The following is a 14,981-nucleotide window of genomic DNA, read 5'->3' as shown; positions in this document are numbered from 1 at the left end:
AGGATGAGATGGCTGATTTAGATGATATCAAAGAGGGCAAGGACTTCGGCCTCGACCGCCCGCAGCAGAACACGCTGTACACCCTGAAAGGCTGCGGCTCGCTGGACTGGGGCATGCAGTCGCGGCTGGCGCGCATTTTTAATCCGCACAGCAACCGCACGGTCATGCTGGCCTTCGACCACGGTTACTTCCAGGGGCCAACCACCGGGCTGGAGCGTATCGACCTGTCGATTGCGCCGCTGTTCGAGGAGACCGACGTGCTGATGTGTACCCGCGGCGTATTGCGCAGTCAGGTACCGGCGGCGACCAATAAACCGGTGGTGCTGCGCGCCTCCGGCGGTAACTCGATTTTGAGTGAACTCTCCAACGAATGCGTGGCGGTGGCGATGGAGGACGCCCTGCGTCTCAACGTTTGCGCGGTGGCGGCGCAGGTCTATATCGGCAGCGAATACGAACATCAGTCGATCAATAACATCATCAAACTGGTGGACGCCGGCAACCGCTACGGTATGCCGGTACTGGCGGTCACTGGCGTCGGCAAAGAGATGGCCCGCGACGCCCGCTACTTCTCGCTGGCCAGCCGGATTGCCGCCGAAATGGGGGCGCAGTTTGTGAAGACTTATTTTGTTGAGGACGGTTTTGAGAAAGTGACCGCCAGCTGCCCGGTACCGATCGTCATCGCCGGGGGCAAAAAGCTGCCGGAGCATGAGGCGCTGGAGATGTGCTGGCGGGCGATCGACCAGGGGGCGTCCGGGGTGGATATGGGACGCAATATCTTCCAGTCCAGCGCCCCACGGGCGATGCTGAAGGCGGTGAAAAAGGTGGTGCATGAGAATCTGAACGCGCGCGAAGCGTACCAGTTCTGGCAGGAAGAGAAACAGGGAGAGCGGAAATGAACGTGACGCTGGTGGAGATCAATATCAAACCGGAGCGGGTCGACGAGTTTCTCGAGGTATTTCGCGCCAACCACGAAGGCGCGCTGCGGGAGCCGGGCAACCTGCGCTTTGATGTCCTGCAGGATCCGGAAGTGAAGACCCGCTTTTTTATCTACGAAGCCTATAAAGACGATGAGGCGGTGCTGGCGCACAAGAAAACCCCGCACTATTTAGCCTGCGTCGAAAAGCTGGAGGAGATGATGTCGCAGCCGCGGCAGAAGCGCAGCTTTATCGGCCTGCTGCCGCAGGTGTGAGACGAGCCCTCACCCCGACCCTCTCCCGAGGGGAGAGGGAGAAAAGCGGCTTCGAACGGTTCCCTCTCCCTGTGGGAGAGGGGTAGGGTGAGGGGAAAACGCTACGGCTTACGGAAAAACTCGTTATACAACATATATAAATGCGCCGCGCTCCACGAGAAGTTGGGCGCCCCCTGCTGGGCGCCGGTCAGCGGATTGTAGTTCTCCTGAATCGGGCCATCGGCGGTTAAGCCTTTGGCGTGCTGGAAGAAGGCGTCCGCCAGCTTCAGCGCCTCATCGCGATGACCGTAGCGCTCCATTCCCTTCAGGCCGAACCAGAACTGATCCACCCACACCCGTCCACGCCAGTAAATATCGGCGCCAAAGGCCGGGTTGGTCAGTGCGGCGGTGCCCAGCGGCACAAAGGTGTTGAACTCTTTCGGGTCGAGCATCACCGAAATCACATCGTCAGCATGTTGCTGCGTCGCCGCGCCGTTAAACAGCGGCGACCAGCCTTCCGGCCCTTTGCCGCGCTCGACGATCGGTTTACCGGCGCAGCCGTTGGCTAGCGGTTGTTCCTCGATACGAATGTCGTAATAGAAGCGGGTCTGCGGGTCAAACATGCAGGTATTGATATAATCCGCCAGCTTCGCCGCCAGCGCCTGATAGCGCTTTGCCTCTTCCGCTTTGCCAAGAACGGTCGCCATCTGCGCCAGATAGTGGTTATCGCTGTACATATAGCTGGCCTGATCGACCGACTCCTGAAGCAGCGAATACCCCAGCAGGTTGCCGTCGCGGTCGCGGTTTTCGGCGAATTTGACCGTCCAGTCGCTGCGTTTGCCGCCGTTGGCGACATATTTATCCAGCTGTTCTTTATCGATAAAACCAAATACCGCCGCATCGTCTCGCCCGGATTCCCACGATGCCGCTACCTGCGCCGGGATTTCGAGGCTGTCGTAATCGCCTTTGGCCGTCACCTGCTCGTAGGCGCTGAGGCCGGAAAGCGTCTGCTCGGTTTGCCCTTTTTTCACCGTGAACAGCATGGCGCCGTCGGCAGTGTTGTGCGCCTTATCGCGGGTCGCGCCATATTCCGGCACGCCGTTACCGTTATGGTCGCGATTGCGCAGCCACCAGTCGTGATAGGCCACCAGATTCGGATACATCTCTTCCAGCCACGCTTTATCTTTGGTGACGTTATACACCTCCATCACCGACCAGGCCGCGAGGCTTGGCTTAGTGTTGCGTTCGTTCCAGTTGCCGCCGTCGCCGCCGCGCTCGGGGCTCAGGTTCCAGGCAATCAGATCGGGCACAAATCCGGCATCCTGCGGACGCACCTTATCATTGGCTTTAATCTGCCAGGAGAAGACGGCGCGGATATTCTCTTTGGCGATATCCGGGTTGAAGTGGGCCATGGCGTAGGCTTGCTTCCAGGTATCCCACGGCCAGGTCTGGTTGCCGGAGAACCAGCGGCCGGTCACGGATGGGGTGACGGTGTGGTAATGCACCGCGCCGCCCGGCGCGCGCCAGTTGCCGTTGAGCGTCTCAATGGCTTTCACCGCTACGCGAGTCTGTTCGGCGGTGGCGTCCGGATTAATGAGCCCTTTTTGCAGATAGCCGTCCCAGCGCTGTTCGGAGGCGGCGAGATAATACGCCGGGCGCGCCAGAATATCGCGGATTTGCGCTTTTTCCTGGCGCGCTTGCTCCGCGGTAAGTAGGTGCGAATAGGTAGTGTACAGGATGGTGGAGCCGCGGATCTCCGCGCTGCTGGTAAAGCGATGACCGTCGATACGGGTCTCGGTTACCAGCGAACGGTGGATCTGATACTGCGATTCACCGGAAGTCATCAGGTCAGAGGCGGCGCGAACTTTGCCAAAGCTGACCGTCAGGCCGTCCGGCGTGGCGCTCAGACGGCGCTGATAGTCCGGGAAGGCTTCATCAATGGTTTTGTCCGATAGCGCTTTACCCTCTTTGGCGGCCAGTTTTTCCAGCAGTTCGCCATCCCACACCAGCTTCAGCGGAGTGTTGCTGGTGATTTTGGTCTCCAGCAGTGAAGTGTGGGCGCTGGCGAAGCGCAGCGTCATCTCCACCTTCACGCCGGGGGCGGTCAGCGTTTGTTTCAGCGCGCCGGGCAGGCTCCAGGCCTGCAGGGTGAAATCGACCTTTTTGCCGTTCTGATACACCGTCAGGCGATCGAAGTTGGTGGCCATAAAGTTGAGGTACTCTTCGGTCAGCAGCGCCGGGCCGGGGAAGCCGCCCATGGTCGCCGGGCCATCGGGCAGCAGGTGGCCGTGCCACGCCCCGAGGTCGAAAAAGGGGTTGAAGCGCTGGTGGTCATCGGCGTCGAAATCCTGCATATACTGCGGCGCGCCGCTGCGGTCGATGACGTTTTTAAACGCCTGCGCGGTGACGGCATGGGCGGAAAAACTCAGCATCAGCGCGCAGGCAAGCGGCGTCAGCGTAGTGGTGAGGTTCATGGTATCTCGGCTCCTTGTTACCAGTAGAAGTATTGCATCAGGAAAATTTTGTCGCTGGGGTCGCCGCTGGCGTTGCTGGTATAGAAACGGCTGTCGGCGGCGGTGGCGAAACGACCGCCGCCGTATTCGTACCAGATGCCAAATTGCATAAACGCGGTGGTTTCATCAGCGGCGTGGTCCGGGCGGTGTTTGGCGTAGCTGTATGCGGTGGAGAAGTAGAGCCCGCTTAATGCTTCATACATGGCGCTGGCCATAAAGCCGGTTTCGCTGCCGGGGACATCCAGCCCTTTGGCGCGGCCGGTATGGTGCCAGGCGCGGAAGGCCAGATTGGGCGACAGAACGCCGGTCAGGAATAGCTGCCCGGTGCCGTCGGTCACTTCAAGGCCGTTCATCCAGGTGACGTCTTTGACGATGTCGTACTGTACGTAGCCGTTGATCATCGCCGGATAGGTGTACTTATCGTCATAGCGATCGTATTTGCCGAAGTGCAGCCAGGCCTTGCTTTCATCGTGATGCCCGGCCGGCGTGGCGGTGACGCTATAGCGGAAATCGCCGCTGCGGTTTTGTACCTTCAGCGCGTACATGATGTCGCGGGTATTGGGGATCACGTAACCCAGATCGGGGGTAAAGTCGCCCCACCACTGCAGGTCGTCCAGCGACGAGTCCTGGCGCAGGCTGAGCATGATCTCGGTGTTGTTATCGGTTTTATAGCCGCCATAGAGGCGGTTAAGGCCGCCTTCCACGCCGCCCCAGCTGTGGCCGGGCGTCCAGGCATTGCCCTGGCTATCGGCCTGTACCGTCCAGGCTTCGCCGTAAATCAGCCCGAACCAGTGGCCGTTTTTGACCTCCAGCCCGCCCTCGATATAGGTGCCATCGCTGTATCTATGTTTGTCCTCGCCTTCTAAATCCATGTATCCGCCAACCCCCAACTCGCCGTAAAAGCGATAGGAGGTGGTGGTTAATTCCGGCGTTTTGGTATCGTCGTGCTCGGCCGGATGGACGGTCTCAGCGGCCGCCGCAGGGGCGCAAAAAGCCAGGGCAACGAGTGCCCCGTATAAGTAAGAGTTAGTTTTCATTTTTTTAAGGTATTTAAGAGGTATGGGAAGCCGGAGCCGCTTCTATTTGTTGTTGTTCCTGGGTTAATCCTTTGACGTATCTGCTGTATTTCCACCACGCGAAGCCAAGGAAAATCACGATCCCGCCAACGTTGTAGAAAATAATGGTCAGGATGTTGCCGCCGGTTGGGAAGGTTGAGGCGACGAAACCGATGGCGAAAATCACAATTAGCATGGATACCACCACGATGCCGGTGGTACGCGAGCCCATGCGGAAATCGCGCGGCAGATGGTCGAGTTTGCGGCGCAGGTTGAGGTAGGCCAGCATGATGAACAGCGGCGGCAGCATGGAAGCGGCGGCGGTCATGTTGATGATGGTGTTCATCAGATCCTGCACGGTGTTGGATCCCAGCGTCGGGATGATCATCAGTGGAATAACGATCAGATACTGGATCCAGGCCGCGCGCGCCGGGACACCGTTCTCATTGAGCTCGACGGTTTTTTTACCAAAGATGCCGGAGGGAATTTCCGAGAAGAAAATTTTAACCGGAGTGGCGGTCCACATCAGTAGCGAGCCAAACATCGCGGTAAACGAAACGAGGCCGACGAAGCGGTTCATCAGCATTTCCGGCAGGCCAAAGTAAGCCGCCAGGCCGTGGAACACCTGCACCGATCCGCCGGTAAACTTCAGCTCTTTGCTGCTGACGAAGACGTTGATCAGCACGGAGGAGATCGAGTACAGCACGCCGATGAAGATCCCGGCGAGGATGATCACTTTAACGAAGGATTTCGAGCCGCCTTTCACATCGTTGACGTACACCGCCACCGATTCCGCGCCGCCCGCCGCCATAAAGATCCACGTGGTAATACCGAGGAACGCCCAGTTGAAGTTAGGGATCATCGCTTCGACGGTGATCGGATCCGCTGGCTGCACGCCGCCCACCAGTGCGGAACCGGCCAGCAGAATATAAGAGAGCGTCAGCAGCAGCATCAGCGATGAGGTGACGGAGGTGATAGGCCCCAGCATTTTCGCGCCGTTGGTGGAGATCCAGGTGGAGAAAGCGAACAGCGCCATGCTCAACACAGTAGTGGCGAACGGCGTCAGAATGTATTCGTAGCCGAGGAAGGCGTAAGAGGCATAGGCGATCACGCGCGGCAGCAGCGAGGTGAAGAAAAACAGGTTTACGAACCAGTAGGTATAGGCGGTGATAAACGCCCAACGGCCGCCGAGCGAACTCTTCACCCAGGCGTAAACCCCGGCCTCGGAGTTTTTATTCAGCGACACGAACTCGGCGATAATCAGGCAAAACGGAATGAAGTAGAACAGGGTAGCGAGGAAGAACATCGGCGCCGACGCCAGCCCCAGTTCGATATTGTTGTTGATGACGTTATTGAAACTGTAAACGGCGGCAAAGGTCAGCGATAACAGGCCGAACTTGCCGATGGTATTACGTTTAGTATCAGACATAACACATCTCCACACATTGTCCTTCAGAGGGTCGCTGAAGGGGGTTGTGTTGTTTGTAGGGTAGAGGTAGTTAAGAATTAATGTCGATTTTAGTAAAAGTTTTAGTAAATAGAAGTAAAGAAACCGAATAGCTTTAACTCGATCACGAAAAAGGTTGAGTAATACGTAATCAGGCGAGGGATAAAAAAATCCCGCCAGCCGATGAGGGGCTGACGGGACGACAGGAACGTTATTTACCGGCGGCGGCAGCGTTAACCGGCGCCGCGGCGCGCAGACGTTGCTGCTTTTTTTCAAAGCGGGTGATCCACCACCACGCCAGGCCGGAGAAGACCGCGGTCATAAAGACGTTGATAAAGAAAGCGTTAACCAGATCGACGCCCGGCGGGAAGGCTGAAGCGGTCATGCTAACCACGAAAATCACAATTAGCATCGATACCACGCTCATGCCCACTTTCCTTGAGCCCATACGGAAATCGCGCGGCGTGTCATCGTGTTTCCAGCGGAAGACGAAGTAGGCGGCCATGATGAACAGCGGCGGCAGCATGGCGGTACCGGCGGTGAGATTAATGGCGGTGTTCATCATCTGCTGCACGCTGGCGGAGCCGAAGCCGTTAACAATCAGCATCAGGAAAACGAACAGGAACTGCCACCAGGCGGCGCGTACCGGCACGCCGTGGGCGTTCAGCTCGGTGGTTTTCTGGCCGTAGATACCCTTCGGGATTTCCGAGAAGTGGATTTTGACCGGTGCGGCGGTCCACATCATCATGCTGCCGAAGATGGCGATAAACAGAATGATGCCGACGAAGCGGCCCATCAGCGCTTCAGAAATGTGGAAGTAGGCGCCGAGACCGGTAAAGATTTCCACCATTCCGCCGGCGTAGGTCAGGTTCTCTCGGGCGACAAAGACGTTAACCAGCAGCGAACCTAAGGCATACATACCGCCAATCAGCACCCCGGCGGTGATGATGACTTTAATAAAGGATTTCTGCCCGCCCTTGGTGTCGTTGAGGTAGGCGGCAACGGTTTCCGCGCCGCCCGCGGCCTGGAAAATCCAGCACATAATACCGAGCGTCGCCCAGTTGATGGTCGGCTCCATCGCCGCCAGGGTAATCGGCTGCGCCGGGACGTGACCGGAACCCAGCGCGGTCAGCGCGCCGACGACGTAAATCGCGAACAAAGCGAACACGCCGTAGGCCACGCATTCGGAAATTTTACCCAGCCAGGTCGCCCCTTTGGTGGATATATGGGTAGCCATGGCGAACAGCACGATGGAGATAAGCGAGGTCACCATCGGCGAGAAGGGGATCGCGTAACCGGTGATCGCGTATGAGGCGTAGGCCACCACGTTCGGCAACAGCGAGAGGAAAAAGAACAGGTTCACAAACCAGTAGAGGAAGGAACCAAGATAGGCGGCGCGTGTGCCCAGCGGCTGCTTCAGCCACGCGTACATCCCGGATTCGGAGTGTTTATTGGCCGAGACGAATTCGGCGATGATAAACACGAACGGGATAAAGTAAACGATAGTGGCGAATAAGAAGATAGGCGCGGAACTGAGCCCTAACTCAATGTTGTTATTGACGATATTTCGCACGTTAAAGACGGCGGTAAAGGCCATCGATAACAGCGCGAACTTGCCGATTTTGGCACGTACAGATTCGGACATACGTCCTCCAATCATTCATCTACCCGCCGCAGCGGGCTGGAACCGAAAGGCCAACGGGCGTACCCGTTGACCTCCCTTGTCGCTTAACGCGGGTTTACTTATTGAGGAAGTAGCCGTCTTCAACCGTGACTCGCAGCACCACTTTTTTTACCGGCGCATCGCAGATAAAGCGGTAGGCTTCGTCGATATCGCAAATCACCATCTGCCCTTCGTGAACCTTCACCGTTTCACCGATCCCTTTCAGGTATTCGCGATCGGTTTCGTCGCGGTAGCAGGCGACGGTTTGCAGATTTTCTTTGGCGGCAAACTCGATTTTCTGCTGCCCCTGCAGGTAATAGTGCACCTCAAAGTAGCGGCGGTTGCCGACAAATAGCGCGTCGGTCGTACTATCGTTTTCCACCCGATAGGAGAGCGAATCGCCAATGGAATGCGCCACACCCGGGCGGATGTTGTCGATGTTATTGATGGCTTCCACGCAGCGCTGCCATTTGCGGCCGCTATGATAAACTTGCTTAAACTGTTGTAAATTATCGAGAATTCTCATTGTTCAGCCTCGCTGTGTGCAACGGGGGAAAAGAAACCGGCGCCGAAGCTATGGTTCGCCAGTACCTGCGAGGTGCCGCATCCGCCCTCCAGCGGCAGCAGCGTAAAGCCATAGTTGAAGGTGTTGAGCCAGACGCGCCAGCTATCCAGCACTTCGCTGCCCCAGGAGTTGGAGCCGAGGCCGAGCAGTTGCGCATCGATATTCAGAGTGATGTCATCGCTGCGCTGTAGTTCGTTGCAGTGCTGGGCGGCGTGCAGGTTTTCCGCCGTATAATGCCAGGCGCTGATATTGAGCGGATTGCGCGGTACGACCAGCAGACCGCTGCCGTGGCGGTCGCTGAACGATGCCCAGCGCACGTGCTGACGGTTGCCGTTGTTCTGCGGGAACGGATAATTGACAAACATATCGTCGACGGTGGTATGCCAGATATCAATGATGTTGCTTTGCTGGCTGTCGGCGTAGTTCTCGCCCGGTCCGCGGCCATAGTAGTTCACCTGGTCGAACTCACCGTTAATGCCCAGCATAAAGCCGATGCACGGGACGATGTGCGGATAGTCGCCGTAGCGCTCGCCGGCCAGCTCAACGTTGATGTGGCCCTGTGGGGTAATCTGCCAGCGATAGGTACAACGCATACCGAAGTCGAACACCGGCGGCGCAATTACGCTGCGGGTGGTGATCACCACCGTTTCGCCCTCTATTTCGGCGCTGAATTCGCGCAGATGTTCCTGCATTATCTGCAGGTGTGCCGGCTGCCACAGTCCTTCGTATTCCTGTTTATGGTTATCAATCATGGGCTTGAAGAAATTGATCTTCGGCTCGCGGGTTACCTGGTCGACGCCGTTGACCTGCCATTCGCTCAGTTTGCCGCTGACCTTACTGAACACCACGCGGAAGTTATGGCCGCAGATGGTGTAGCTGAGGCGTTCATCGACAATCTGCAGCGGCGTGGCGCTGGCGTTTAACAGCGGGGTTCGCGCGGCGGTTCGCGCTTTAAGCGGGAACTGATAGACGGCGATATCGTGATTAGCTTCGCTATACGGGGTACGCGAATCTTTGGTCACCATGATGTTGACGAAAGCTTCACGCTCGTCGAGCTGCGGCAGGGCGATTTGCAGGTCGCGGCCGCTGTTCGGCGCCAGGTCTTTCACTTTCAGCAGCTGACTGGAGAGCGTTTCGCCTTCGGCGCGCACTTCAACGCGCAGGGTGTAGTCATCGAGAGTGGAGAACCACAGTTTGTTTTCCACTCGCAGTTCGCCGCGGCAGATATCCCGCGCCTGTACTTTCACCGGGGCGATGACCTGTTTGTATTCGCGCAGGCCCGGCCCCGGCGTCTGGTCGGAGAAAATCAGACCATCGAGGCAGAAGTTGTAGTTGTTCGGGTAGTCGCCATAATCGCCGCCGAATTTGTACCACACCGCGCCGTTTTCGTCGGTGGCCTGAATACCGTGGTCGCACCATTCCCACACGTAGTGGCCCTGGATGCAGTCGTGCTGGTAGAAGACGTTCTGGTATTCGGTTAATCCGCCGGGACCGTTGCCCATCGCATGGGCGTACTCACAGATAATGCGTGGTTTTTCATGCGGATGTTCGCCAAATTCGTTCATCAGCGGCACGCGGGTGTACATGGTGGAGATGATATCCACCACCTCGGCGTCGCGATCCTCTTCGTAGTGCACCAGCCGGGTATCATCCAGCGCTTTAGTGGCGTGGTACATGGCGCGGATGTTGCAGCCATAACCGGATTCGTTACCCAGCGACCAGATGACGATCGACGGATGGTTTTTCTGCGCGTGGACGTGGCGCACGATGCGCTCAACGTAGATGTGTTCCCAGGCCGGGTCGTTAGTGATGGCGCTGAGGTTGCCGACGTTGGCGAAACCGTGGGACTCCACGTCGGTTTCCGCCATCACGAACAGTCCGTAGATATCGCACATTTCATAGAAACGCGGGTCGTTCGGGTAGTGGGCGGTGCGAACCGAGTTGATGTTGTGCTGCTTCATCAGCAGCAGATCTTTTTCCACGCGATCCATGCCGACCGCGCGGCCTTTCAGATGATCGTTATCGTGGCGGTTTACGCCGTGCAGCATCACGTAGCGGTTATTGATATAGAACAGGCCGTCACGCACTTTGATATCGCGGAAACCGACGCGCTGCGGGATGATTTCCAGCACCTCGCCGGCGGCGTTCTTTAACGTCAGCACCAGATGATAGAGATACGGGCTTTCCGCCGACCACTGCTGCGGCGCGCTCACATCAATCGTGAAGCCGGTGTTCAGTTGCTGACTGACCTGCAGTTGACCGACGTTGCCCGAATAAAGCGCCTTTTCGCCGTCGAACAGGGTATATTCCAGCGTCGCCGCCGCCGTCTGCGGAGCCAGGTTTTCCAGCGTCAGTTGGCAGGAGAGGGTCGCGTCGATGTAGTCATCGTTAAAATCGGTGCGCACGGTGAAATCCTGCACGTGCAGCGGATTTTTCCCCACCAGATAGACGTCGCGGAAAATGCCCGCCGACCACCACATGTCCTGATCTTCAATATAGGTGGAGTCCGCCCACTGCATCACGCGCACGCACAGCAGGTTGTCGCCGGTTTTCACCGCCGCGCTAATATCGAACTCGGCGGTCAGGCGGCTGCCTTTGCTAAAGCCGATGTACTGGCCGTTAACGTAGACTTCGAAATAGGTTTCGACGCCATCGAATTTGATGATGGTTTGTTTGCCCTGCCAGCCGTCGCCGAGGGTGAACAGGCGCTGGTAGGCGCCGGTCGGGTTATCGGTCGGAACATACGGTACGTCGATGGGGAAGGGGAAACCTTCGTCGGTGTACTGCAGCTGACCGTGGCCCTCCATCTGCCACATACCCGGTACGGTAATCGGCCCCCACTCGTTCTGATAGCATGAGGTAAAGCTCTCCGGTACCAGCAGCGGGTTGGTGAAAAAGCGAAAGTTCCACTGCCCGCTGAGGGACAGGAAGCGGCTGCTGGTTTCGCGGGCGAAGGTCCGCGCCTGGGCCAGTGAGTCGTAAGAGAAGAAATACGCCCGCGGCGGCAGCCTGTTTTCATGAGTGAGTTGAAGGTTTTCCCAGCGATTCATATCGCCTCCCTGAACGGCTTAATAAGATAAACCTCATTTTAGTAAAACTTTTACTAAATAAAATCGTCAGGGATGATTTACTTTAACTTGATCACAAAATGAGCCGCTTTTGTGCCGGGTGGCGGCTTCGCCTTACCCGGCCTACAGAGTGGCGTTCCGGCCAGGACCTGTAGCCCGGCCAGGCGAAGCGCCGCCGGGGAACTGGATGGGGGATGAAGCCGCTTTATGCCGGGTGGCGGTTTCGCCTTACCCGGCCTACAGAGTGGCGTTCCGGCCAGGACCGGTAGCCCGGCTAAGCGTAGCGCCGCCGGGATGTGGTTGGATTAACGGGTGGTTCCGCGCAGCTTCAACACGCTGGGAACAAAAACGTTAAGCGGCAGGGCGCGGCCATCGCGGGCCTTCTCGATCAGCAGGTTCACCCCCTGGCTGCCCATCATTTCGGAGTGGATCCGCACCGTCGACAGCGGCGGGAAGGTAAAGCGCGCGGTGGGGATATCGTTGACGCTAATCAGCGAAATATCTTCCGGGATCGCCAGCCCGCGTTCGTGAATGGCGCGCAGCACGCCGATGGCGATGGAGTCCGAGGCGACAAACAGCGCCCGCGGAAACTCCGCTTGCGCCAGCATCTGCTTCGCCAGCTCATAACCGGACGAGCTGGAAAAACCGCCGCGCCAGATATCATCGGCTGAAACCACGCCCTTCAACTGGCCGTACTCCACAAACGCCACTTCACGAATATCGGCCTTGCCGGGCTGGTCCTGGCCGCCGATAAATCCAATACGCGACGCGCCTTGCTGGATAAAGAAGTCGACCACCTCTTTAGCGATACGTACCAGGTCGATATCCACCGCATCGTACGGGCTACCGGCTTCGTGGAAATCAATAAAGCAAATATTGTCGGTCAGCGCGCTGGCGGTCTCGCGCAGCTCGCGCGTCGGCTGGCCAATAATCAATACGCCGGTGACCTTTTTCAGCTCGGGCAGGGTGTTATTGAGATAGCAGTTGGTGAGCTCGATGGCGAGCTTTTCGCATTGGGTTTCAATACCGTGGCGAATGGCGAGATAGTAAGGGTCGTTAATTTCCAGCTCTTGCTGGTAGCTATACAGCGCCAGGATATGATGATGGCCGACAGGTAGGACCTGAGTTTTACGCGCGCTGCTGCTTTTATACTCCAGCTTCTCCGCAATCTCCAGAATACGATGCTTGGTCTCTTCTTTTACATTCAGGGTGGGATCGTCGTTTAACACCCGGGAAACCGTCGCCAGCGAAACACCCGCTTCGGTCGCAATGTCTTTTAGCGTTGCCATCTTTTTCCTTTATCGGACGTTGCCCATGTTTGCTCATCCATTGTAAAGCAAGCGTCGCGTCCTGCACCTTATTTCAGTAAAAAACGCCTGCGTGGGAGGGCTATTTTCCCCGGCGATAGCGTGACAGAAGTAGCATTATTCTCAGTATCATGCAGACGAACGGCAAAAATTTGCTATCTTTTAGTAAAAATTTACTGGAGGTGAGAGATGGATACCGTAGCTTACGCTGATTTTGCCAAACTGGAGATGCGCGTCGGCAAGATTGTCGAGGTGAAGCGCCATGACAATGCTGACAAACTGTACATTGTGCGGATTGATGTCGGCGGCCGCACGCTGCAGACGGTCACCAGCCTGGTGCCCTACTACAGCGAAGAGGAGCTGCTGGGGAAAACGGTGGTGGTGCTGTGTAATCTGGCGAAAGCCAAAATGCGTGGTGAAACTTCTGAGTGCATGCTGTTATGCGCAGAAACCGAAGACGAAAGCGAAAGCGTGCTGTTGACGCCGGAGCGCGTCATGCCGGCAGGCGTGCGGGTGGTATAACGAAAATACCCTCTCCCGACCGGGAGAGGGTTGTGTGTGAATTACGCCTCTGCAACCGAGACGCGCAGGGCCGCCAGCGCCTTACGCGCCGCCTTCAGCACCTGCTCGCACTGCTCAAGGGTGAGCGTCAGCGGCGGTTCAACGCGGATCGTCTTGGCGTTGTTTAACGTCCCGGCGACCAGCACACGCTGCCTGAACATCTCGCTGGCAAAGTCGTAGCCAATCTCGTTATCGACAAACTCGATGGCCATCAGCATGCCTTTCCCGCGCACATCATTCACCAGGTCCGGATACTCCTGCGCCAGCAGGCGGAAACCGTCCAGCAGCATATCGCCTTTCTGCGCCGCCTGCGCCGGCAGGTTTTGCGTCAACAGCACGTTGATGGTCGCCAGCGCCGCCGCACAGGCCAGCGGGTTGCCGCCGAAGGTGGTGGTGTGCAGGAACGGGTTGTCGAACAGCACCGAGAAGACCTCCTCCGTCGCCACCGTCGCGCCGATCGGCATCACGCCGCCGCCGAGCGCTTTCGCCAGACACAGGATGTCAGGCTGAACGTTCTCATGCTCGCAGGCGAACATCTTGCCGGTGCGGCCCATACCGGTCTGCACTTCGTCGAGGATCAGCAGGGCGCCAAACTCGTCGCACAGTTTGCGCACCGCCGGCAAATACCCCGTCGGCGGCAGGATCACCCCCCCTTCGCCCTGAATCGGCTCAAGGATCACCGCTGCGACGTCGTCACCGGTTTTCTTGCACTCGCTCAGCATGGTGCGCATGGCGTTGATATCGCCGAACGGCACATGGCGGAAGCCCGGCAGCAGCGGCATAAACGGTTTGCGGAAAGTCGACTTGGCGGTGGCCGACAGCGCCCCCAGCGATTTGCCGTGGAAGGCGCCGCTGGTGGCGATGAAGGTGAATTTACCTCGCGGCGACTGATAGGCTTTCGCCAGCTTGATGGCCGCCTCTACCGATTCGGTACCGCTGTTGCAGAAGAAGCTGTACTTCAGTTTGCCGGGCGTTAAGGCCGCCAGGGTTTTCGCCAGCATCGCGCGTAGCGGGTCCAGCAGTTCCTGACTGTGAAGCGGTTGTTTCGCGAGTTGATTCTCGACGGCGGATACCACAACTGGATTACGGTGCCCTACATTGAATATGCCAAACCCGCCAAGGCAGTCGATAAACTCCTGTCCCTGGGTGTCGACAAGCGTATTTAACCCTCCCGCTTGCCACTCTACGGCTCCGTAATCCCCGCCGGCTGTGACCGATTTTCGATACTCTAAAAACCCCGGATTCACATGCTCTTTAAAGTATTCTCTAACCTCCTGGTTAAGTGCTTTCATTTCCTCATGGTCAAGCGTGCGCTTTTCAATGAGATTCAGTGCGTGTGCGCTGCAGGCCAGAGCCGATGCGCTGGAAGGTAACCTGTTCAAAATGTGCTCCTGGGGCGGACGTATCACACGATACTGGATTAAGTATTGCAGGGATTACGCCAGTTCGGCAGAAGCGGTGAAAATCGGGATAAATGCAAAGTAAAAGACGAAATGTGTAAAATTTAATCTCATGGCGCCATTATTGGCACGTTTTATTCCTGAGCTGGCGAGATTTTCTGCCTTGCGGCCATTAGCGGGACGATCCGTCGTGGTGCGGGCTGCCCCAGCGCGGGGCAACCGATGGTGAGAAAA

The 14,981-nt window shown here is 57.4% G+C and carries 11 protein-coding genes; 3 read left to right on the top strand and 8 right to left on the bottom strand.

Annotated elements, in window-relative coordinates; genetic code table 11:
• The first annotated feature begins 8 nt into the window (after positions 1-8).
• Together lsrF and lsrG are read left to right on the top strand one after the other, a co-directional pair.
• Positions 9-896 (top strand): 3-hydroxy-5-phosphonooxypentane-2,4-dione thiolase, encoded by an 888-nt coding sequence (lsrF, locus tag CE636_RS11760; protein ID WP_004206100.1) that lies wholly within the window; start codon positions 9-11, stop codon positions 894-896.
• Entirely contained in the window at positions 893-1,189 is a 297-nt protein-coding gene (lsrG, locus tag CE636_RS11755; protein ID WP_004181386.1) for a (4S)-4-hydroxy-5-phosphonooxypentane-2,3-dione isomerase, read from the top strand. The genes lsrF and lsrG overlap by 4 nt, the downstream gene beginning before the upstream one ends.
• Positions 1,190-1,290: 101 nt before the next feature.
• Here the strand turns inward: lsrG and ygjK are convergent, their stop codons facing one another.
• From ygjK to ebgR, 7 genes are all read right to left on the bottom strand, one after another.
• Entirely contained in the window at positions 1,291-3,642 is a 2,352-nt protein-coding gene (gene ygjK / locus CE636_RS11750) for an alpha-glucosidase (protein ID WP_017900674.1), read from the bottom strand.
• Positions 3,643-3,659: 17 nt separating this feature from the next.
• Positions 3,660-4,718 carry a protein YgjJ gene (gene ygjJ, locus CE636_RS11745; protein ID WP_048325788.1) on the bottom strand — a complete coding sequence of 353 codons (1,059 nt, stop codon included), beginning with the start codon at positions 4,716-4,718 and terminating at the stop codon, positions 3,660-3,662.
• A 13-nt stretch (positions 4,719-4,731) separates the two neighbouring features.
• Positions 4,732-6,165 (bottom strand): amino acid permease, encoded by a 1,434-nt coding sequence (locus CE636_RS11740; RefSeq protein WP_017899717.1) that lies wholly within the window; start codon positions 6,163-6,165, stop codon positions 4,732-4,734.
• Between the two features lie 229 nt (positions 6,166-6,394).
• Positions 6,395-7,828 (bottom strand): amino acid permease, encoded by a 1,434-nt coding sequence (locus tag CE636_RS11735; protein ID WP_009485171.1) that lies wholly within the window; start codon positions 7,826-7,828, stop codon positions 6,395-6,397.
• 94 nt (positions 7,829-7,922) lie between these two features.
• Positions 7,923-8,372: a beta-galactosidase subunit beta gene (locus tag CE636_RS11730; protein ID WP_017899718.1), complete on the bottom strand. Its 450-nt coding sequence runs from the start codon at positions 8,370-8,372 to the stop codon at positions 7,923-7,925.
• Positions 8,369-11,461, bottom strand: coding sequence for a beta-galactosidase subunit alpha (ebgA, locus tag CE636_RS11725; RefSeq protein WP_017899719.1), 3,093 nt, complete (start codon positions 11,459-11,461; stop codon positions 8,369-8,371). The genes CE636_RS11730 and ebgA overlap by 4 nt, the downstream gene beginning before the upstream one ends.
• Before the next feature lie 323 nt (positions 11,462-11,784).
• Entirely contained in the window at positions 11,785-12,768 is a 984-nt protein-coding gene (gene ebgR / locus CE636_RS11720; RefSeq protein WP_009485173.1) for a transcriptional regulator EbgR, read from the bottom strand.
• Positions 12,769-12,975: 207 nt separating this feature from the next.
• Between ebgR and CE636_RS11715 the strand changes: the two genes are divergently transcribed.
• Positions 12,976-13,308 carry a tRNA-binding protein gene (locus CE636_RS11715; RefSeq protein ID WP_017899720.1) on the top strand — a complete coding sequence of 111 codons (333 nt, stop codon included), beginning with the start codon at positions 12,976-12,978 and terminating at the stop codon, positions 13,306-13,308.
• Positions 13,309-13,349: 41 nt separating this feature from the next.
• Here CE636_RS11715 and ygjG read toward each other — a convergent pair whose 3' ends face one another.
• Positions 13,350-14,729 (bottom strand): putrescine aminotransferase, encoded by a 1,380-nt coding sequence (gene ygjG / locus CE636_RS11710; protein ID WP_025999194.1) that lies wholly within the window; start codon positions 14,727-14,729, stop codon positions 13,350-13,352.
• Between the last annotated feature and the right edge of the window lie 252 nt (positions 14,730-14,981).

Source organism: Klebsiella sp. LY, assembly GCF_004010915.1.
GTDB classification, from domain to species: Bacteria; Pseudomonadota; Gammaproteobacteria; order Enterobacterales; family Enterobacteriaceae; genus Klebsiella; species Klebsiella quasipneumoniae.
This window is presented reverse-complemented; position numbering and strand designations above follow the sequence as displayed.